A 19,514-nucleotide genomic window follows, 5' to 3' on the forward strand; every position below is an offset into this window, starting at 1 on the left:
TTACTTCAGCTCCATTTGGTTGATAAAGTAGTCACGTTCAAATGGGTCAAACCTAAAGTTTTTAACTCGCTTATTAACGCCAGTGTTTTCTGTGTAACTCGTAATGGCGAATACCGGTGCTTCTTGATAAATAATAGTGGCGACTTTTTGGCTTAGTTCATACGACGTCTTAGGATCCGGCGAGAGGATGAGCGCTTCCATCGCTTGGTCCACTTCAGAATTGTGCCAATTCATGGCACCCCAATCACCACCTCCATGGGTAAAGTCGTTGTTCATAATAGATAGAGGGTCGCCGGTTGTACCAAAGTTTCTAGCGATTAAAGCCACTTCTAAGGAATCATCATTGTGACCTGCTGGAATCATGCTTGAGTTAGTGACATCAATTTTAAGCTTCACTCCCAGTTTCGCCCATTGTGCTTGGATTGCTGTGGCAACGGCTGTTAACTCTGGACGGTCTGCATACGTCATCATGGTGAGTGTAAATGGCATACCATTACGCTCTAGTAAGCCGGATGCATTACGCGTCCAACCTAAGCCAGCGAGCAGTTCATTGGCTTTATTTAAACTGTATTCATCGCGATCTGCCTCTTCTATATGCCACTGTGACAAAGCACTTGGCATAATTTGAACCGTTTCCGAATTGTTGGCATCGAGCACATTGCTGGCGATGGAAGAGCGATCGATTGCCAGACTAAGCGCTTTGCGAGCGGCAATAGAGTCAAGAAATGGATGACTAGAGTTGAGCTTAACCATCAATGTACGAGGCATTATCGTGCTATGCAACACAGCTTCATCGCTCTCTTGTTGCCCAAGCATGGAAGCACCAAGGGTAAATACGATATCCGCTTCACCCGATTTTGCTTGTAAAATGCGGCTTTCAACACGATGGCCGGTTAGGTAAGTCGCATATTTGATCGTTGGCTTGTGTCCCCAATAGTCGTTGAACTTCTTAACGGTCAGTTTATGAGGCGGCGCGAACTCAGCTACCTGATACGGTCCCGAGCCGTACAATGTGCCAATAGCACCATTGATTTTATAGGAATCGGGCGAGAGGATAGCCGTGGAATAGTGCGTTAATAGTGATGTGAAGGCCGTATATGGCTTTGCTAATGTTATTTGGACTTCATTGTTACTGACGGCGGAAATATTGGTTATCTCCGCCGTATTTAATACGCCATGCTTACGTTGGGCAAATTTCAAAGAATTTACAACCGCTTCAGCATCCATCTCTTGTCCGTCATGGAATGTTACGCCGCTTCGTAAAGTAAACCGCCAGATTAGATTATCGTCACTGCTCTGCCAGTTTGATGCGAGTCCTGCGATAATCGCTCCCTTGTCATTGATGTTAAGCAGTGTTTCGAGCACTTGCATTCTGGTGTAGATATAACCATGCAGAGATGGGTCGATAGAGGTGAATTCCCAAGGTCCACTGATAGCGAGCGTGTTTTTTTTTGAGGAGTCACTTAGATCGAATTCTGGTTTGTTCTCGCTGGTTGCTATGATTGCAGCCAGTGCTAAAGCAGCTGAAACGACAACTAATATGGTACGGCGTACACGTTGTTGTTTTTTTATCGAGTAAGCTGAAGATATGTGGTTCATTACCGACCCTTAATGGTTAAATTGATTCTGATATAGTGACAATGGCAAACTTGATAAAATGACGTTTAGTAACACCATGACTTCATTGGTATTAGGTTAATAATATTCAAAGTGAATAGAACAATGCTTAATAGGCACTGTTATAACGTTTATTATTCTGATCATTAAATATTTGATAGCGAGATAGGAAATCTGTTCATAATGTCATTTAGCTGTTCTGGTTGGCTGCTATTATAAGGATCAAGCGCTAGTCTCATAAAACCTACTGTTCGGAAGTTCAGAACTATTCCAATTTAATTCGCGAGACTCACGTTATAAAGCTCATGTTGTGATAAAAAACTTGTCTTTAGTCGGGTTAACCTTGAGGAATAACGTAAGGGAATAGGTTTGTGTTTCAAGGGTAGAGTAATGGGGGGAGGCGAAGGTTTACCGCGAGTCACCGTGGTAGCGTGTGTGTGGGTTGTCGTTGCGATGATAATGAGCGGCGTCACTGCCAACCTGTTTTAATAAAAATGGCCACAGAACAGGCGTTGTTTAGCTTGACTATGATCTCTCATCAGTTGAATAAATACATCGGCAGAGTCGTTTTAGCTTCTTTTATGGTGAACATTTATAGGTAACCCACCCCCCTTCTCAATATTATTTATTGAGAAGGGGGTGGGTTTACACTCATGGGTTATTACGAGTATGTGTTGTTACGAATTTTCGCTATCAGTCGTTAATATGCGAGTTTGTGGGAAAAACTGGGTCCAAATACCATAGTGAACGCCGTTATGTGTGGCAACTTGTGATCCAGTTTCATCTATGATTCGAACAACATGACCATCCGTATCGATAGTGAGCAGCTCCTCGCCTAAATAAAATTCAAAGCCGTCATTAACTCGTGCAAAGTTTGGGTCTATTGCGATTTGTTCAACGCCATTATCATAGCCAAAAATCTCTAACTTCGGGTTGAGGCGTACATCCTCAAGGTTTAATGTGTCAAAGATGAAATCTGGATTATCAATGTTTCGTTGGTTCTTGAGTGGTTTTTCAAACAGGCCAAGAATGACACTATCAATCATCCGTTCCATGCCATATATGTACACCATTGCGTCGGGGTACATCTCTTTTGCTTGGCTCCAATCCATTTGTGTGTTTGGATGCACGTTTGTGTTGTGATCGGTGAACTCAGACTGCATGGTTATTTGTTGAATCGCCGTGCCATTATTGACGTCTTTAAAGATCAAGTTGTTATGTGTTTGCCCAAGAACTTGAAAGTCTGAATCACCAAGTCCGTAGTCTGTTTCAACGACCATAGGTAAGTTCGAGAGACCACAGTAAGTAACCGCGTATTCGGTACCACCAGACTCCCAGCCAGCAACATGTGGTACTTGCAGATGATAGCGAGGGAAAATACGGGTCTCACCATTAATTTGGGTCACATAAACCCTAGGGTCTTCTTCCGGGATGACTTTGTCTGCATGTTCTACCGAGTAAAAATTAGCGCTGAACTGTTCGGTCGGAAACGCCGTTGGCATGGCGTAAGATTGAGCCCAGAATGTAAATGCTACACCAGCGGTCGCCGCATACATCCAAATGGGTTTCCAGAATTTTCCTTTAACGTTTATTAGCCATAATCCGGCAAGAGCCAGAGTTTGTGCTAACCAAAATACTTCCATATATCGATAGTAGTTAAGTACCCAGTCACGAGGGACATCAAGTTGTTGCCCAGGTTCAGTCATAAGTACCGCACAATAGATAGCAATACAAGCTAGTACTAGTGCGTATAGATTAAATAGTATTCTCATTGATTGACCTAATCTTCTTATATGGTTTGGTGGTGATAATCGTAACAACTATGTCTTGCGGTATGTATGGAGCAGGCTTTAGATGATGCATAAATAAGAGTAATGTATTCGAGCTTATTCAATCTTAACGATAACCAGAAATGATGATTTTTCACGGATTGATGATGAGCATTGGAGTATTATTATGCCGATGATTCGTGACACCACCGCGATTGCGCACATTATGGCATTCGTCGTGTCGTTTATTTCGATGCTGGTGGCTAGATCGAGTATCAAGATGAAATTAGCAAAATATTCGGTGACCTTGCGCATCAAAAGGTGGAATTGTTTAGATACTGGACATTTGCGTTATGTCAGAGTGGACCCCGCTTAATGCCTAGCGGACTGCGTATCTCGCTTCGAATAATTGGATTTAAAAAACAATAGTACGTTGGTTTTCTCTAACGTTATTGAGAACAAAGTGGGATTTTGGCAGCGTGCATACAAACCGCTGTTAATTTCTGACATTATTGAGCGATGGCTGTGTTTGCGGTTAAACACCATTACCACAACGCCGATTATTCGATTAATCGACGTATACTGCCTAGCGCAGTTTTGGGTGTTGTGCTGGGGAATTCGACACCATTAATGTGGTGACAGCACTGTTCTTAATGCCTCTCGCCCCTGTTGGCGTTAAGCTAGGGGTCTGGTTGCTGCATAGAGTCAGTCAGCTGTGGGTGTATCGTTTGTGCTATGTATTTTTATTTATTTCTGGATTAAAGCTGACGATTGATGGGCTTGTGTAAAGCCCATATTATCCTGTTGCGGCTTTGGTGTTGATGCACTCATTAATAGGCTTGAAATCGCAGGACGGTTTTGTATTTTTCAGGTGATACTTTCCGTGCATCAGACAAGTAAATTTCTCGGTGTACTTTGGAGATTCGAGTGAGACCTTGAGCCTTGGCGAATTTTTCCATTTCATCAAAACTGACCGGTTCATTTTCAAATGGCCCCAAATGCAGCATTTGAACGCAAAGACCTTCTGAGCACGTTTCGAATTCGACACGATCGAGCGCAGGATTGGGTTTTTTCTGCTTAGTGATCGTGAGCATTTGCTGAAAATATGGTGTATCAACGAAACTTGGTTGGCGAATCATAAGCTGATACACCAAGTCGTCTTTGTTGATCGTACCATCGAAATCTTGCTTCGCTTGATCGTTAATATCCCATATCCCTTCAAGCGGGTAAACAGTGAAATCTACATACCCTTCGGGCTTCGGTTCTTTGCTTTTGAGTTGCATCTTAATAGCGTATGCAACAGAGTATAAGGCAGCAACGCAAGCCGAAAAGTCATCACTATTTGGGTTACCTTGACCCTTAATAGTCAAAAATTTGAACTCAGGAACAGTGACGATTTCGGGTGTGTTTTTAGGAAGGTAAAGCGACTTTTCTTTTTTACGCCACTCATGTTTTTCGGACATAATGACTCCAATGGAACATGATTAATAATGCAATTACAAAGGATGATTGTAGCGCATTAAACAAAGTGATTGGTATTGTTCTATGTTGTCGAAGAATAATCGAGGTGAACAGGGACGATATTGACACTTTTGCCATTAATCACGATGCAAGGATGCGTGCCTTATCTCATGTTAACGTGTTCAAACATTTAGCAAATTATGATTAGATAGGAACAGAACTCAATCATTACAATATAAGGATTTATTGATGACGGATACACCAGTTTCTCCACCACCCATGGGCTTAAATGCTGCGGAACAAAGCGCGAAAAACCACGCCATCATTGCCTATGCACTGATGTTACTTGGTTTCTTTACCGGTATCAGCTTCCTTGCGGGCGGAATATGGGGTTTTGTGAAAAAAGCAGATGCACAGAATACCCGCTTCTACGACCATTATGAAAACATCACTAAGACATTTATCATTTCAATCGTACTCAGCATTGTTGGCGCAATGACGCTGGTTTTTGTCGTGGGTTATTTCATTTTAATCGGCGTCGCGATCTACACACTGTTTATGTTGGTCAAAGGTTTAGCCCGCGTCACATCAGACAAAAGCTTTCATTAGGCGTTAACGAAAAGATAGAACAAACAATAAGGGTGCGTATCTTTATTGTTTGTTCTCAACCACCTTGAACCGTTGTCATCTTTGTACTCTCTGCTCACGTCTACCACCGAGACAGCGCCCTTACTTCAGCTTTCTTATCTCAATGACCGTCAGCCAGGATTGTTGACGAGAACGATTACTCAATCACTTTGAGTAACTGTGACATATGCTGGATATGCACTGAGCCAAATACCTCTATGTCTTCGAGATGGGGGGCGTAGTAAACGCTTGTCATTCCTGCTCGATGTGTGGCTTGTAAGCCAACTAGGCTATCTTCAACAACACAACACGCTTCGGGTTCAACGCCCATCGTATTTGCTGCATGCAAAAATAAATCAGGATCTGGTTTCCAAGAGCCGACTTCATGTGCACTGAATATGGTGTTGTCAAAGTATTTCATTAGCCCTGTAACATTGAGTGCATGCTCGATCTTTGCGCGAGGTGCGGATGATGCAATGCAAAACGGTAGAGTGAGAGACTCCAACACCTCAGCAACCCCATCATTAGCGGTTAATTGTTGGTCAAAGAGATCACTGACCTTAAGGCGATATTGGGTCTCAAATGAGTCTGGAAACGTCAATTGGCTTTCGGATTGAATACTGGTGAGGATCTCCGTGAACTTGACCCCACGGTAGTGTTCGATGAGATAGTCTGCGCTGTAGTTTAAACCTACCTCAGCGAGTTGGCGCTCTAAGGCCAGATTACAAAGACGCTCGCTGTCGACTAAGGTACCGTCACAATCAAAAATAATAAGCTGCATAGTATTGTATTATATCCCTTTTTAGCTATTACATGCATTTTGTACTGCTAATATAAACATAATACAGTTACTGATCGACGTTGAAGTTTTCTTTAATAAAACTTGTGATATTGAGCCTGTCGTTACGTTACAACCCCAAAGGATATGCCTCCTTACTCATTTATTATTGATAAGCACGGCAAACAAGTTAAACAAATATAGTGAGTGCTAAGCTACAACAAATGACGGACATTGTAATGAAGTAGATCACCTTTTCTGAAAGGCGTCCTAGGAGTCGAGTTGCGACAGGAACACCGAAAAATGACCCTACAACAAATAAAATGGCAGTGACAAAATCTGCCTGCCCACCTCGCGCATAACTGAGAGCCGCAATCGACGATAAGAAAAGTGCCAACACAACGGACGAGCCTATGGCCCGTTTAATGTCGACTTTCAGAATAGTGTTTAGTACTGGTAGTAACAGTATTCCACCGCCAACTCCTGTTGAGCCTAAAACAGATCCACATACCATTCCTGATATCAGCGTTGTTGTTTTGCTTGCAGGTGAATGTGTTTCACTACGAATATTACATTGCCTCAGTTTTATAATAATGGAGGTTAATGCGCCAACCATTACACAAATCACTAACCCGCTGACGATGTTTTGTGTTGTTTGTTCATGCATGGGGTGGTTACTAAAATAGATAACAACTTGGGTAGCGATGAAAGTGAGCGGTACGGCTCCCAAAAACAGATACGTTACTGCTTGCCATGATACGTTTTGGGCACGGATGTGAGAGTAGGAGGCATTGATTTTAACAAGGGCGGAGATAATACTTGCAGTGCCAACAGCGAGCACAGTGTGCATTTCACAAAATACCTGTAATAGAGGTATCAATAGAACCCCCCCACCAACGCCTGTTAGCCCAAGAAACAGACCAAATATGGCCCCCAATAGCACTTTTAATGCGATGGCATCTGCGATAGATACTTCTATAAATAAATCAATTAACGACATAAATAAAACCTAAAGTGTGCTGATTATCACCCACGTGACCATTGACCAATTCCGTGTATTGTTTTCCACTAATGGTTGGTCAATTTACTTTAAGTGATTCATTTGGATTTAGTTTATAGCGATGATCATATTTTGATGAGCTTCTTTCATGTATGGTTTATCTGCCTGCCCAATGGATGACACAATAACGATGCTGAACGAAATTCATACAAACTTACATCATTTCTTAGAACCAGTAGTATTGGAAAAGTGACAAGTCGTTTACCATAATGGGTGAGCTGAATACGGGTTTTACTACGTTCAGGTTGGATTGTTTGGACTCTATTAGGTCTCTGAAGCGGGCAAGGAAAGTTTGTTGCGAATTTACGGGTCAGGATCATTCTTTGGCTATCGCGGTTTATTTACTCAACAAAAATACCTCGCTACGGTGAAGATTATGTTAGATAGCCATGTACTCAAGATTAATGTAAACATCTTTAAAGCTCGTGTTTGCTTTTCACCCAATCTTGCACGTTATTTAATGAAAAGCATGTGTACGGAACGTGGTGAGGCTGAAAAGAGTTTGATGCAATACACTGCATTTAGTTCAAAAAAGAGAATTTTAGACGCTTTGTTTCATTTGTTTACTCTATACCCAAGTTACCCTTGGACATATCGCGCGATTGGTGAGTTCCGTGGGACAGATTCCAGTACTGTTAATCGATATTGTAAGTATCTAAAAATCTTGGGGCGTTAGATAACGAGAGTCATTGCTCCAGAACATTTAACATGAGTATCGTAGATTACTATCGGCAAATGCTGTTGTATGCCGCTCCTTTACCGTTAAGCCCCGAGTCACAGGATAAAAATATGGAAAAAAATCTTGCTTGCCACGTTATGGCAAAACCTTCGGGTTCTATTTGTAATATTGATTGCAAGTATTGTTTCTACTTAGAAAAGGACAAGCTCTACCCAGAAAGAAATGAAAACTGGAGAATGAGTGATGACACACTAGAGCTATTTATTCAGCAGTATATTGAAACACAACCAGGGCAGCAGGTTCAGTTTGCATGGCAAGGTGGTGAACCCACTCTGCTTGGGATTGATTTCTATCGCAAAGTAGTCGAATTAGCCGAACGGTATCGGCAAGGTAAAGAAATACATCACGCTTTTCAAACCAATGGCATTTTACTCAATGATGAGTGGTGTCAGTTTTTCAAAGAGCACCAGTTTTTAGTCGGTGTCTCAATCGATGGTCCAGAAGACTTACACGACCAGTACCGAGTGACTCGATCCGAGAAAGGGACCCATCGTAAGGTAATGGAAAGTATAGAGTGTTTAAAGAAGCATAAAGTTGAATTTAACACGTTAACAGTAATTAATGCCCATAACGCTAAGCATCCACTTAGGGTTTATCAGTTTCTCAAACAAATTGGCTCAAATTACTTGCAGTTTATTCCATTGGTAGAACGCAAGGTTTGTCAATCAACGTCAATCAGAGATGCGCTAGCAAGCCCTGGAGAGCCAATGGCTACAATGACGGAGTGGTCAATTAGTGCGCAGCAATATGGCAATTTTCTTAATGAGATTTTTGATTATTGGATTCAGCATGACGTAGGGAAGACGTTTGTCCAAACGTTCGATTCAACGTTGGCATCTTGGCTAGGTCAGCCTTCAGGGGTCTGTATTTCCTCAGAAACATGCGGGCATGCTTTCGCATTAGAGGCAAATGGGGATTTGTATCAATGTGACCACTATGTTTATCCAGAATATCAGCTTGGTAATATTCATGACACGCCAATTAGAATTATGAACCAAAGTGAAGAAGCTATTGCTTTCGGACAAGACAAGCACGATAAACTCAATCGTGATTGCAAGCAATGCACCTACCGTTTTGCTTGCCACGGAGGGTGCCCGAAACATCGATTTGAGCGCTCACCTAATGGGCTTCCTAATCATAATTACTTGTGTGAGGGATATTATGCGTTCTTCAAACACACACAAAAGCCCATGAGTATGATGGCAGATCTTCTTCGTCATCAACGTCCTGCTGCGGAAGTGATGCATTATATGGCCAAAGAAAAACAACGAGCCCATAGTGTAGGGAAGATTGAAAGTATTGGACGGAATGCCCTTTGCCCGTGTGGCAGTGACAAGAAGTTTAAAAGGTGCTGCGGTTAACTCGAGTGAGTTATTTTGCGCATTAATACAATGACACTAACACACGGTAGAAGTAACCAATATTCTTAGAGATAACTAGAAGTTAACGTTTGCTCTAAAAAATAGCAGATCACTCTGCCAAAGTGCCTATGATTGTAACAGGGACCAATGTACAACAAGGTAATATAACAGCACCTTGATCTGGCTCATTAATAAGAGGGGAGTTCGGACTAAAGAAAAAGAGCGCTGGATGTGAGAAATCGATCTTTACCTCAACTTTAAAAAAATAATGACAGAACCATCAAGTTGTCATGCATCTTCCGTTATTATACTGCGCTAGGCTTGTACGCTTGGTTAGTCAGTAATAAACGGATACTGGTTATCCTAGTGAAGATTGGTTTGAGAATCTAAGGAAGGGCAATGAAGACGGTTTTGGTTGACGATGAACAGTTTGCGCCATCAAAGGTACTGTGTGTTGGGCGCAATTATGTTGAGCATATTGAAGAACTTGGTAACGAAATACCAGAAAACATGGTGGTGTTTAACAAGCCAAACTCGAGTATTGCAACTGAACTGCATTCCTACCTTGATGAACCCCTGCATTATGAGGCTGAGATTTGTCTACTTGTTAAAAACAACACGTTTTACGGTGTTGGTTTTGGTCTTGATTTGACTAAGCGTGCGTTGCAATCACGACTAAAAGCAAAGGGACTGCCATGGGAGCGAGCAAAAGCATTTCATCACTCAGCGAAGTTTAGTCGCTTTGTCTCGTTGCAAGGTATCGATATGGATGAACTTGAAGTTGAGCTGTTTATTAATAGCATGCGGATGCAGCTTGGCGGAACAAAACAAATGATTTACAAACCTGACGTAATTTTGGGTGAGTTGTTATCGTACACAGACTTAGAGGACGGCGATATTGTCATGACCGGTACACCAAAGGGCGTCGGTGAAATTATGGCAGGGGATCGTTTTCTTGGTCGTATTAAGCACGGCGATGCCACCTTGATCGAAATTGAGTGGGTGGCGGTGTAACGGCTTTGGTAAAGCTCTCGGCTTGGTACCCGCGTGGCTACTTCTGCGTTTTTTACCCGTAACCCTGCAGAGCTAGGGGGCTATAAGTCAATTGGTTCATCCTTTTATAGGATAATTTACAAAACCAGAAAATTAAGTCTCGGAATTGCTACTGACTTAAAAGCGAAACGTTGAGTTTTTGATTTATAATCATCGAATAATGCATTTATGACAGATGGTGAATTAATGTCAAAAACAACGAAGATTGAAAACGAAGATAAACTGTTCAAAAAAGCATTAGAGGTTGGCGCTAAGATTGCAAAAATGCAAGGCTATCAACTCTCCAACCAAGGTACGACCCAAGCAATGAAGGCGAAAGCTATTTACTTGTTTTTAGTCGAAGTTAAACAAATCACGCCACTTCCTGCCGATAAGTCCGATCTTAAGAATATTAAAAAGCGATTAGCGCTATGGCTTCATAGCGCTTTGCCAGACGATGACCCGCTAAAATAACGTTAACTTATTCTTTTACCGGTTGCTGTTGCTTGGCAGGTAGCCATTTCCGCCACTGAATGGGCATGATTGGGATCACAATCAAGCCAATGCCAAGCAGCGTCAGTAAATCTGGTATCTCGTCAAACCACAATACGCCAAACAACGTCACGAACACCAAACCCGAATATTCGGCCAACGCAATTTGGTTCGCTGGGGCTTTCTTATAAGCGATCACGACTAACGCGTGATAACCAAGAACGAATAGGTTGATCGCCATGATCCAGCCGACGTGTCGCCATTCGATGTCTGTCCATTGAGGCATCGCGAGCACGAGTGCAAGTGGCAGAGTCATCAACCCGGTCCAAAAAAGCGTAGCGATAATATGTTGGTCGTGAGGAAGGCGCTTAATCAGAATGTTACCCACGCCCATCGCCAATGCGCTGCCTAAGCCCGCGATGGCAGCCCAATGAAACTGCTCGGGGCGCAGTACGATCAAAACCCCGATAAAGCCAATCAACGTGGCGAGAATTTTGGTTGAGTTGGGTTTTTCTTTCAATAACACAACAGATAACGGTAGCATCAGAATAGGACCGACATAAAACATCGCATTTGCGGTGGCGAGTGTTAAATGCGTGATGGCAATCATGGCACAACCGCTGCCAATAAGAATGAATTGAGCCCGTAGAAAATTGATCCTACATCCGCCCTGCATTCGAGTGTCACGAGGCAGTTTCAACCAAAATGGCAATAAAAGAAGCACGCTTAATAACTGGCGAATAAAGACGTATTGAAACGTAGGTACTTCACCATTCAATACCTTCAATGAGACATCTGAAAATGAGGCCAGCAAGTTGGCGAGCACGAGCAATAGGATAGCTTGGTTTGTGATTTTATTCATGGAGACGTGGCTAAAGGCTAATTTGTCATACAATAAGCCGCACATCATACATGAGTATTCTAAGAAAGCAGCACCTGACAAAAGGATTCGACGTTAAATTATCATTGATTGGGAATAGGACAGGTTAGTTGTCCCTGAGGGCAGGTTATGGCAACGTATGATTCTGGCTTAGAATAATGCGGCCTTGCAGCGTTATCTAAGCCAGGTTCTTACACGAATACGGCGTTATTAAGGTGTATTAAGGTTTGTCACTCAATGTCTCAGTAATGTCTTTGTTGACCGAGGCTCGAATTACGCGAGCTGTCACCGTTGCCGACGCGCCGCCATCAGACAAAACATGGAGAGAAAAGTCTGGATGAAGATCTTGTGAAGTCCCCTCTGCAGCGAGGGTTCCAGCCGATGCTTCTGCGCCTAGCTCAAATCGCCATTCACCATTTTTCCAATCATCAACTAGGTCTTGTTTGTTGAGTATTATCAGTGCTTTAAATGAGCGAGCACCCCAGCCGGCACCAAAGTCGAGCCTCTGAATAGTAAAATAAATATGTTGCTCTTGGTCCTTTATGACTAATACGCCCTTTCCACCACCCGCACCAAAGAAAGGTATCTTGGTCACTTTCATGTTGGCAACACCATAGGCCAATGAAGAGTCAATTTGTCCCTTTAACCCTGGTTCATCGGTTAGAAAACCATCGATGGCGGTGCTAGCCATAGTATCAAGCTCGGCGCGCTGCTCGGCTGCCTCGTCATGCGTTAACGACGAACAACCAGAAAGAATGAGCAGTGAGCTTATTAAAAGAAGTTGACCGAATTTCATCAATTATCCCAAGTAGTAAAATCAGATCCAACGAGTTTGCGTTGGTGGAGTATGGCTTATGCTGTGAAAGAGAACATGCTTTGTTTTTACTCATAACGAATACAGTAAAAATACGTTCATTTGATCCCACCTTAACATGCGTATCATGAGCGCACATCAGCAGGGGGCGCTACCTTACCAATAAGAGAGGGCAAGGTAAACGCTAAACATTATGAGTATAAATCTGATATACAAAAGATAGACGATATTATTTGGTCATGTCGGGTAGCCAGTCCAAAACAGCTCGTTTAAAGCTAGGGCGTTTCATAATGGCGTTTTTCCAATTATCCAGATTCTGGTAGTTCTCAAATGGAAACTTAGCGGCATTTAAGACAATTAATTGCGGTATCCATGCGATGTCAGCTAGTGAGAAGCTATCACCAGCAAGCCAGTCGTGGGTTTTTAATCTGGCATCCATTTTTTGGAAACAGTCGTCAATGATGGATGTTGCATCGGCAATATCTTTCTCAGTAAAGCCTTCGTGAGAGTTAAATCGCTCGTGAAACTCAAGTAATGCCATATCAAAAGTCTGATTTTTACGATATTCAGCCATGGTTGAGTCAGAACGTTTCATGGCGCCGCTGGCACCAAGGTGACTATACATGTACGTCTTGATGGAAAGATGATTATCTCTTGCTAAGTACATCCATTCATACATTTCTTTTTGCTCGGTCTCTGACTCAGGACGAAGAGAGTTAGGGATATAGTTTGAATCTAAGTAATCGATAATGTCAGATGAATCAATGATGACTACGCCATCATCAATAAGAGTCGGAACAACAGCGTTAGGATTAATTCCGATGTACTCGGGAGTCAACTGTTCACCTTTTTGCAAGTCAATAAGATGGCTTGTCCAAGGGAGGCCTTTTTCTTCAAGAGCGATTCTTACTCGCATCGCACAATTGGAAAAACCGGTGTGGTAAACATGTAAGCCTTTAAGTTGCTCAACGGTGGTGTTAGTTGGTTTGATAATTCCCATCTTAGTTACCTCATAAAGTGACGGCGTAAAAGCTAAAGTTGAGTGCATTTCGTCATATTTGACGAGAACAATACTCTCGCTCTTATGTTGATAATATCAACTATATTGCCATTCGTTGATAATGTCAACTACATTAAGGTCTGTAATGGCGATATATTTCAGTTTTTTGTTATTTTTAGTTATTAAATCGATACTTATGGTTAGGCTGTACTTTTAGAGGGGACGTAGCTGAAACAGGTCGCCATATTCATTGAATATTAAGCGTCAAGTATTGAGAAATGTTGACAAAAGAAACAAGGTTTTTTAATTGAAAGAGCACTATCTAGTATGCATGTGGGTATAAAAAAGCCCTAGATTTAATCTAGGGCTTTTGTGTGACTTAATTCAGAACAACGAACTATAGTTCGATAGTTACTGTCTCACCATCAACGGTCAGTTCAAGTGTGTTACCAACAAGCTTGTGAGAAACCTCAACTTGCTCGCCGTTGTTCTTGTTAGGTACAAGAAGCGACAAGATGTTGTGCTCTTTTGCTGCTTTGAATTCCACTTCTACGTGACGGTGAATTTCTAGGTCTTTAAATTCATACTCGTCAACTTCACCAAAGCCTTCAACGTTCTTAACAGAAAGAATGTTGTCTGATGCTTCGTTAATGAAGTTCACATCTAAGTGTGCAACCTCACCACGAATCGTGAACGACTTATCCGCGACTTCATTGGTGAACGTTGTGTGCATTAGCCAAGTCATGTCTTTCTCTTCAGAAAGTGTTGCCTTGTCCTGCATTACAAATACTTTACCAGCTACGAACCAGATCTTACGTTTATACGATTCGATCTCTGGAACGAAGAATTTGTATGAAGCCGTCGCGTCACCTTCAACCATTTTGACATCTGATTCAGTGTCGAAATCGGTGATGTTGCCGCCAGCTTCAATACAGTAGCTATCTTGGTGACCTTCAAACTTGGTGTTCTTGTTCTCACCGTATTGACCTTTACCACCAAATAGCGGTAGGTTTTTAGAGAACGTGTGACGACGCCATTTAGTATGCATGTCAACACCGAAACCACCGTAGTAACCAGTAATCGAAGCTAATGTTTCACCAAATGCGTGTAATGTGAACGCATTTTGGTCAGCGTGCGAGTGGCTGATAGAGCCAAACGGGCTGCACTTGAAGACCATGTGGATGTGCTCATCACGCTCAGTCATCTTATTGTGGAAAGCAGCCCAACCAGTGATTGGGAATACTTTTAGCAGTGGATCGTTTGACGGTGCTTTTTCTTCTGGTGCATCCCATAAGATGTTGAAACGAAGGTCGTCATAACCAAAGTCCCACCAACCGTAGTTGTAGAATTTAGTGTGCGCTTCAGTATCACGGCCTTTTAGTTGGTTGTAGTACCAAACATACTCTGGCTTTTGGTTAACACCTGCGTAGTGCTTGATGTTGTAGGCCAGTTTTAGACCAGGGAAATCACCGATAGATGATTGGTCACAGAAGCTAGCACGCTTTGAGTGAACAGGCATGCAGTAAAGTGGGAAATCACCTGTGTTTTCGTAGAATGTTTTGTTGAACATGTCTACACCAGCGTAAGCTTTTAATAGGTCAAAAGCTTCACCTAGGAATGCAGTTTGCGTGTTCCAGTAGTCAGGACCTTCTGCCCAACCACCATCTTCACCACCCCATGGTGGGTAGTGTACTGCGTAGTACTCTAACGCGTAGGCAATGTACTCACCAGCTTTCGGGTGGTCGTGGTACAAGGCGATACATGTTGGAATGATAGCTGACGAAATCGAACGTACACCGTGGCTGTTAAGCGGGTTGTTGAGCAGGTCAACGGTTACTTTTAGGTGGTGCATGATTTCATCGAGACGAACAACGAGTGCTTCGCGAACGATTGCACGTTCTTCGTCTGTGAAATGAGCATTTAACCAGTCATAGCCCCACGCCATTGCTGCGATAACACGGAATGCCGCTTCATCGTTGTAACCACGAGAAGTAACACCATCTGGATCGTACGTTGCAAGCTTCAAAGTCCATGCTTTTGCTTTTGCAATAAGCGCTTCATCTTCTTTAACGATACCTGCAATAGAAAGATTACGAGTCGCATTCATTGCCATTTGGCAATCTACGTACATTTGACGCCAGTAAGGACGCCACAATGATGCTTTGCCTACGGTTTCTTCTGGGTAAGCTTGTGGCTCTTCGTACGGTGCCGTTTCTAGAAACTTCACTGTTGAATTATTGAAGAAGTCATCAAACATACAGAAAGATTCATCTTGCTGAACTTTCGATTTGAATTCGGCTAGGTCTTTACCTTGAACCAAAAGGCGAGGGCGCGCTTCAGATAAGGTGTCTAGGAAAGATAAATCAAAGTCACGTTTTTGTACTTCGATTGGAAGCAAGTCTACAAGGTTACCCGCTGAAGTGTCGTTTTCTAGCTTCATGGCCTTGATTGCGTCGAATGATTTCTCGTTGCTCATACGAACTCTCTTATAAATAAGTAGTGTTAAGAGGAATAAAACTAATACGACATATTGTCATACAATAAGAGGATATTTCCAACCATCGATTAATGAATTTTTACTTATTTTGTGAGGTAAGACAAACTACGGTCATTTGATTGACCGCTTCCTCCCTCATTTTTAGAACTTAATTTATCGTTTTGTCAAAATCTACTGAGAGTACGACCTGAAGCGATCACAAAAAAAACGCTTTGATTTTTCTCCTTGCGGATCTTGAGTTCTCTAACTAGCCTTTTAATTAACAAAAATATAACAATTGCTTACGTTATATTTATTGAAATCAAACTTAATAAGTAAGTGGTTCGTTGTTGGTATTGACCGTTTACCTGTGTGGTTTGTTTAGGCCATGAGGCTGTCTTGTTTCATTATTTTAGTGGAACGTTGATTACATTTACCATCCTAACCAGTTTGATCACTGCTTGGACGTGCTTGGTGAATGCCAAAGGGGAACCACATCCGGACAGATGTGGACAGGCAAAGGAGAAATCTTTTGAAGAGATTGCTGCCCATTTGCTCGTGGATTGGTTTGGCGACATTGCTCGTTAGCCAATCAGTGAGTGCTGAATCGAACAACTACAACCTCACACGAGGCGTAACCGATATCAGTAACAAGGTCTATGACCTACACATGCTGATCTTTTACATTTGTTGCGCTATCGCATTTCTCGTCTTTGGTGTGATGTTTTATTCCATTATCAAACACCGAAAATCCAAAGGCGCTGTCGCCGCCAATTTTCATGAGAGCACCAAGGTAGAGATCTTGTGGACCGTGATTCCGGTCATTATCTTGATCGCCATGGCGATACCCGCCACCAAAACCTTGATTGCGATGGAAGACACCTCTAAGTCTGATTTAACTATCAAGATCACAGGTTCGCAGTGGAAATGGCATTACGAATATTTTGGTGAGGACGTGGGCTTTTATTCACTGCTTGCGACAAGCCAAAAACAAATCGATGGCATCGAAGAAAAAGGGGCGCATTACTTGTTAGAAGTCGACAATGCGCTTGTCCTACCCATTAATCAAAAAATACGCTTTCTAATGACGTCTGATGATGTCATCCATTCATGGTGGGTGCCGGATTTTGCGGTTAAAAAAGACACCATTCCCGGTTTTATTAATGAAGCGTGGACAAAAATTGATGAGCCTGGTGTGTATCGTGGGCAATGTGCAGAGTTGTGCGGTAAAGCGCATGGCTTTATGCCTATCGTCGTGCACGCGATGGAGCAGTCTGATTACGATAATTGGCTCGCAGGCAAGAAAGAAGAGATGGCCTTAGCGCAAGCTGAAGCAGCTAAGTCGTTGGACGCGACACTCTCAATGGACGAGCTAATGGGGCTAGGTGAACAGATTTACAGCGCCCGTTGTGCGGTATGCCATCAAGTAAATGGTGTGGGCATTACGGGTGCTTTTCCTGCTATAGCCGGCAGTCCAGTCGCCACCACAGGAGAGATATCAACCCACCTTTCTAAAGTGGTTGATGGCGTGAACGGCACTGCAATGCAATCTTTTGCGAATCAATTGACCGACAAAGAAATTGCCGCAGTCGTGACCTACCAACGAAACGCTTGGGGTAACGACACTGGAGATATCATACAAGCATCAGACGTAAACGCATACAAAACTCAAGGAATGGAGCCCACTAGCTCCGAGGAGCAGTGATGAAGATGGATCCTATTGATAAGATAAAATCGTCAGCTGCTACCGATGCTGATATTAGTAGAGCCGACAGTACCAGCGCGACAGGTGCTGTGCTAGGTGGGGAAAGTGGACACGACGATGACAATGAGCATCATCATACGCCAACGGGTTGGGCTCGGTGGGTCTATTCGACTAACCACAAAGACATAGGGACATTGTACCTATGGTTTAGCTTTATTATGTTCTTAACTGGCGGCGCGATGGCAATGGTGATTCGTGCCGAATTGTTCCAGCCAGGTTTGCAACTGATTGAGCCACACTTTTTTAACCAAATGACGACGGTCCATGGTCTTGTGATGGTCTTTGGTGCTGTGATGCCAGCGTTTACTGGTCTGGCAAACTGGATGATTCCAATGATGATTGGCGCGCCAGATATGGCCTTACCTCGCATGAATAACCTAAGCTTTTGGATTCTGCCTTTCGCCTTTCTTATTTTGTTGTCGTCTTTATTTATGCCCGGTGGCGGCCCTGATTTTGGCTGGACGTTCTACGCGCCGTTATCGACTACCTATGGTCCTGACAGTACTGCGCTGTTTGTTTTCTCAGTACATATCATGGGTATCAGTTCAATTATGGGAGCGATCAACGTCATCGTTACCATCTTTAATATGCGCGCGCCAGGCATGAAACTAATGAAGATGCCGCTGTTTGTCTGGACTTGGCTCATTACCGCTTTCTTGCTTATTGCGGTTATGCCGGTCCTTGCTGGCGCGGTGACCATGGTCTTAACCGATAAATACTTCGGGACCAGCTTCTTTGATGCCGCGGGAGGAGGGGATCCCGTGATGTTCCAACACATCTTCTGGTTCTTCGGTCACCCCGAGGTGTATATCATGATTTTGCCTTCTTTTGGCATTATCTCCGCCATTGTTCCTGCGTTCAGTGGTAAGAAGTTGTTTGGTTACCATTCTATGGTCTACGCGACCTGCAGTATCGCCTTGTTGTCATTTTTAGTCTGGGCACACCACATGTTTACCACCGGAATGCCAGTGTTTGCCGAACTGTTCTTTATGTACTGCACCATGCTGATAGCGGTGCCAACAGGCGTCAAAGTGTTCAACTGGGTCGCGACAATGTGGCGAGGGGCACTGACCTTTGAAACCCCAATGTTGTTTGCAATTGCATTCATTATTTTATTTACCATTGGTGGATTCTCGGGATTGATGCTCGCGATTGTCCCTGCTGACTTCCAGTACCACGATACCTATTTTGTTGTGGCGCATTTCCATTATGTACTTGTCACTGGCGCGGTCTTCTCAATCATGGCAGCGGCCTACTACTGGTTGCCAAAATGGACCGGTCATATGTATGACCAAAGGTTGAGCTTGTGGCATTTTTGGTGCTCGGTGATTTCAGTCAATGTGTTGTTTTTCCCTATGCACTTTTTAGGATTGGCGGGGATGCCTCGACGTATTCCAGATTACGCCATTCAGTTTGCCGACGTTAATCAAATCGTCTCGATAGGTGGCTTTGCCTTTGGCTTATCACAGCTCATCTTTTTGTGGTTGGTGATTAAGTGTATTCGTGGTGGCGAGCCTGCGGCAGCGAAACCGTGGGACCGTGCTGAAGGGTTGGAGTGGACCGTGCCAAGCCCAGCGCCTCACCATACCTTCACCACACCTCCGCGAGTGGATTAGATGCTCATTATGATAAGACATTCATGT

15 protein-coding genes and 2 pseudogenes are annotated in these 19,514 nt (G+C 43.2%); 8 read left to right on the plus strand and 9 right to left on the minus strand.

The features are described from left to right. Together AB4405_RS12895 and AB4405_RS12900 are read right to left on the minus strand one after the other, a co-directional pair. Positions 1 to 1,599: an ABC transporter substrate-binding protein gene (locus AB4405_RS12895; RefSeq protein ID WP_372061170.1), complete on the minus strand. Its 1,599-nt coding sequence runs from the start codon at positions 1,597 to 1,599 to the stop codon at positions 1 to 3. Between the two features lie 695 nt (positions 1,600 to 2,294). Next, positions 2,295 to 3,389, minus strand: a complete 1,095-nt coding sequence (locus AB4405_RS12900) for a DUF3179 domain-containing (seleno)protein (protein ID WP_372061172.1) — start codon at positions 3,387 to 3,389, stop codon at positions 2,295 to 2,297. A 608-nt stretch (positions 3,390 to 3,997) separates the two neighbouring features. Here AB4405_RS12900 and AB4405_RS12905 point away from each other — a divergent pair. After that, positions 3,998 to 4,174, plus strand: a pseudogene (locus tag AB4405_RS12905) (sulfite exporter TauE/SafE family protein); the annotation flags it as partial. A 42-nt stretch (positions 4,175 to 4,216) separates the two neighbouring features. Here the strand turns inward: AB4405_RS12905 and AB4405_RS12910 are convergent. Then, positions 4,217 to 4,849: a GyrI-like domain-containing protein gene (locus tag AB4405_RS12910; protein ID WP_372061173.1), complete on the minus strand. Its 633-nt coding sequence runs from the start codon at positions 4,847 to 4,849 to the stop codon at positions 4,217 to 4,219. Positions 4,850 to 5,096: 247 nt separating this feature from the next. Between AB4405_RS12910 and AB4405_RS12915 the strand changes: the two genes are divergently transcribed. Beyond that, a complete protein-coding gene (locus AB4405_RS12915) occupies positions 5,097 to 5,456 on the plus strand; it encodes a DUF4870 family protein (protein ID WP_372061174.1) in 360 nt (119 codons plus the stop codon). A gap of 175 nt (positions 5,457 to 5,631) precedes the next feature. Here the strand turns inward: AB4405_RS12915 and AB4405_RS12920 are convergent, their stop codons facing one another. Both AB4405_RS12920 and AB4405_RS12925 read right to left on the minus strand, forming a co-directional pair. After that, complete coding sequence (locus tag AB4405_RS12920) at positions 5,632 to 6,255, minus strand: HAD family hydrolase (RefSeq protein WP_372061175.1); 624 nt, start codon at positions 6,253 to 6,255, stop codon at positions 5,632 to 5,634. Positions 6,256 to 6,442: 187 nt separating this feature from the next. After that, the gene (locus AB4405_RS12925) at positions 6,443 to 7,252 is read right to left on the minus strand and encodes a sulfite exporter TauE/SafE family protein (RefSeq protein WP_372061176.1); all 810 of its coding nucleotides are present in this window, start codon (positions 7,250 to 7,252) and stop codon (positions 6,443 to 6,445) included. A gap of 343 nt (positions 7,253 to 7,595) precedes the next feature. Between AB4405_RS12925 and AB4405_RS12930 the strand changes: the two are divergent. The 4 genes and pseudogenes from AB4405_RS12930 to AB4405_RS12945 all read left to right on the plus strand — a co-directional run. Then, positions 7,596 to 7,988, plus strand: a pseudogene (locus AB4405_RS12930) (Crp/Fnr family transcriptional regulator); the annotation flags it as partial. A 113-nt stretch (positions 7,989 to 8,101) separates the two neighbouring features. Beyond that, the gene (locus AB4405_RS12935; RefSeq protein WP_372061177.1) at positions 8,102 to 9,412 is read left to right on the plus strand and encodes an anaerobic sulfatase maturase; all 1,311 of its coding nucleotides are present in this window, start codon (positions 8,102 to 8,104) and stop codon (positions 9,410 to 9,412) included. 399 nt (positions 9,413 to 9,811) lie between these two features. Beyond that, positions 9,812 to 10,426, plus strand: coding sequence for a fumarylacetoacetate hydrolase family protein (locus AB4405_RS12940; RefSeq protein WP_102532390.1), 615 nt, complete (start codon positions 9,812 to 9,814; stop codon positions 10,424 to 10,426). 225 nt (positions 10,427 to 10,651) lie between these two features. After that, on the plus strand, positions 10,652 to 10,918 hold the full coding sequence (locus AB4405_RS12945) for a DUF5062 family protein (protein ID WP_102532389.1): 267 nt from the start codon (positions 10,652 to 10,654) through the stop codon (positions 10,916 to 10,918). A gap of 7 nt (positions 10,919 to 10,925) precedes the next feature. Here the strand turns inward: AB4405_RS12945 and AB4405_RS12950 are convergent, their stop codons facing one another. From AB4405_RS12950 to AB4405_RS12965, 4 genes are all read right to left on the minus strand, one after another. Then, positions 10,926 to 11,798 (minus strand): DMT family transporter, encoded by an 873-nt coding sequence (locus AB4405_RS12950; protein ID WP_372061178.1) that lies wholly within the window; start codon positions 11,796 to 11,798, stop codon positions 10,926 to 10,928. A 238-nt stretch (positions 11,799 to 12,036) separates the two neighbouring features. Then, a complete protein-coding gene (locus tag AB4405_RS12955) occupies positions 12,037 to 12,612 on the minus strand; it encodes a hypothetical protein (RefSeq protein ID WP_372061179.1) in 576 nt (191 codons plus the stop codon). 247 nt (positions 12,613 to 12,859) lie between these two features. Then, positions 12,860 to 13,630, minus strand: coding sequence for a glutathione S-transferase family protein (locus AB4405_RS12960; protein ID WP_372061180.1), 771 nt, complete (start codon positions 13,628 to 13,630; stop codon positions 12,860 to 12,862). A gap of 397 nt (positions 13,631 to 14,027) precedes the next feature. Beyond that, positions 14,028 to 16,106 (minus strand): DUF4962 domain-containing protein, encoded by a 2,079-nt coding sequence (locus AB4405_RS12965; RefSeq protein WP_372061181.1) that lies wholly within the window; start codon positions 16,104 to 16,106, stop codon positions 14,028 to 14,030. 532 nt (positions 16,107 to 16,638) lie between these two features. On the opposite strand from AB4405_RS12965, the gene coxB reads away from it, so the two are divergent. Beyond that, entirely contained in the window at positions 16,639 to 17,811 is a 1,173-nt protein-coding gene (coxB, locus tag AB4405_RS12970) for a cytochrome c oxidase subunit II (protein ID WP_372061182.1), read from the plus strand. A 5-nt stretch (positions 17,812 to 17,816) separates the two neighbouring features. Continuing rightward, complete coding sequence (gene ctaD, locus AB4405_RS12975; RefSeq protein WP_372061318.1) at positions 17,817 to 19,487, plus strand: cytochrome c oxidase subunit I; 1,671 nt, start codon at positions 17,817 to 17,819, stop codon at positions 19,485 to 19,487. Positions 19,488 to 19,514 lie beyond the last annotated feature (27 nt).

The sequence above is a fragment of the Vibrio sp. 10N.261.51.F12 genome (genome assembly GCF_041471725.1).
Lineage (GTDB): Bacteria > Pseudomonadota > Gammaproteobacteria > Enterobacterales > Vibrionaceae > Vibrio.